Annotated in this window: 2 protein-coding genes; both read left to right on the forward strand. The window is 41.0% G+C overall.

All coding sequences use genetic code 11. From position 1 onward, the window contains the following. The coding region (locus PX481_RS13315) for a B12-binding domain-containing radical SAM protein (RefSeq protein ID WP_288094718.1) at positions 1-1,286 on the forward strand (1,286 nt) is incomplete at its 5' end. A 170-nt stretch (positions 1,287-1,456) separates the two neighbouring features. After that, positions 1,457-2,703 (forward strand): ABC transporter substrate-binding protein (locus PX481_RS13320; protein ID WP_288094719.1); only part of this gene is annotated, 1,247 nt, incomplete at its 3' end.

Consider the following 2,703-nt stretch of genomic DNA (forward strand, 5'->3'; position numbering starts at 1 on the left):
AAGCGATAATTTTCGGAGGTGGACCAGTTTTAACCGCTAATCCCGAACCTTTTGCCGCTTTTTTTGATGTAATTTTATTGGGAGATGGTGAAAATTTAATTGCTGATTTTATTAATGCCTATCAAGAGGTGAGAAACGCTGATCGCCCGATAAAACTCCGTCATTTAGCCCAGGTTCCGGGGGTGTATGTTCCTAGTTTATATACCGTTAATTATGACAGTCCAGAAGGTGAAATTACGGCAATTCTACCCATAGATAATAATGTTCCTACCTTTGTTAGTAAACAAACCTATCGCAGTAATACCCTTTCGGCTTCTACGGTGGTAACAAAACAAGCGGCATGGGAGAATATTTATATGGTAGAGGTGGTGCGAAGTTGCCCAGAAATGTGCCGTTTTTGTTTAGCTAGTTATCTAACTTTACCCTTTCGTACCGCTAGTTTAGAATCTTTAATCCCTGCCATTGAAAAAGGTTTAAAAGTGACAGATCGCCTTGGTTTATTAGGTGCTTCTGTCAGCCAACATCCCGAATTTGAAACCTTACTTGATTATCTTTTTCAACCAAAATTTGAGGGAGTTAGACTCTCGATCGCCTCAGTTAGAACTAATACTGTCACGGAAAAATTAGCCAGAATTTTATCCCAAAGAGACACCAAATCAATTACTATTGCCGTAGAAAGTGGTTCCGATCGCTTGCGGGAAATTATCAACAAAAAGTTAGCCAATGATGAAATTATCCAAGCTGCTATTAATGCTAAAGCGGGCGGTTTAAAAGGGATAAAACTCTATGGTATGGTGGGAATACCGGGAGAAGAAACCGAAGATATTGCGGCAACTGTGGAAATGTTAATAGCCTTAAAAAAAGCCGCCTCTGGACTGCGAATCTCTTTCGGTTGCAGCACATTTGTGCCTAAATCCCATACTCCTTTTCAGTGGTTTGGCGTTAATAAAATGGCCGAAAAAAGATTAAAATATCTAGAGAAACAATTAGGTAAACAGGGTATAGAATTTCGACCAGAGAGTTATAATTGGTCAGTGATTCAAGCCCTATTATCTAGAGGCGATCGCCGCTTGACTTCCCTGTTAGAATTAACCCGTGGCTACGGTGATTCTTTAGGCAGTTATAAACGGGCTTTTAAGGAACTAAAAGGACAAATTCCCCCTCTAGATTATTACGTTCATCAGCAATGGCGTTTAGAACAGGTTTTACCCTGGAGTCATTTACACGGTCCTTTATCCTCAAATGTTTTGGTAAAACATTTAGAACAATCCCAAACAAAAAGGTAAAGTATGGCTAATAAGCTAAGACACATTTAAACAATGTCTTGACTATCAGACCCCACATGAGGTATTCTATCAAGGTAGATCGTATCTTGTTGCCATTCAGACTTGAATTGGTACTTTTATTAACTATAAATCTCGATTAAACCATTAATTTAATCTTAGTTGATCAGCCCATGAGCAAGAAAAATGAGACCGTTACCCTGCTTTTAGCCTTGGTGATTACCCTAATATTTTTTGGGGCAGGTAGTTGGTGGTTATACAATCGTTTTCAAGGAAAAAATAACCCAAACAATATTTCTGAAATCGAGAAAATATCACCGGAGCAAAAATCGGTATCGGCACAAGCAAAATTTAGTCAAGGGGAAAACTTATTAATAGTTGAAGGGGCTTCTTCGGACAAACAAGCTGCCATACAGGCAATCGGGAAAGGAGACTTTCAGCAAGCAGTTTACCTCCTAGAAAAATCCCTGCGAGCTAATCAAAATGATCCGGAAGCTCTCATCTACTTAAATAACGCCCGTATTGGTCAAGCTAAGTCCTATACTATCGCCGTTTCCGTGCCAATTGGGAGCAATGTCAACACCGCCCTAGAAGTTTTACGAGGAGTTGCCCAATCTCAAAATCAAATCAATCAAACTGGAGGAATTAATGGCACTCCTTTAAAAGTTCTCATTGCTGATGATGCTGATCATCCCGAAATTGCCGCTCAAATTGCCCAAAAATTAACGGCTGATAACAGCATTTTAGGAGTAGTAGGACACACTAGCAGTGACACCTCTTTAGCCGCAGCCGCTATCTATCAAAAAGCGGGATTAGTAATGATTTCCCCCATCAGTACCTCAGTTAAACTCTCCAATTTTGGTGACTATATCTTTCGTTCTGTTCCCAGTGATTTTGTGGCGGCACGGGCATTAGCCGAATCTAGCTTGCAAAAAATTCCTAACGTCAAGGCAGTGGTATTTTTTAACTCCCAAAGTAATTATAGTCAATCCCTAAAATCTGAATTTATCACCGCTTTAGGATTAGGAGGAGGTCAAGTGGTGAGTGAATTTGATCTATCTTCTCTGACTTTTACCCCTTCTAAAAGCCTCCAACAAGCTCAACAGGAGGGAGCAAATCTAATCGCCCTTCTTGGGGATAGTGGTACCCTAGATAAGGCTTTGCAGGTGGTTCAAATCAATGGTCAAAAATTACCGATTGTGGCGGGTGATGACGTTTATAGCCCCAAAACTCTGGATGTAGGCGGAAAAAATGCCTTGGGCATGGTTGTCGCTATCGCTTGGCATTTAGGGGCTAATCCGAACAGTCCTTTTGTGAATAATTCCCGCCAATTGTGGCAAGGAGACGTAAATTGGCGCACTGCTACCGCCTATGACGCTACCCAGGCTTTAATCGCTGGCATTAAGGCAGAATCTAGCCG

This window comes from Microcystis sp. M53603_WE2, assembly GCF_030065435.1.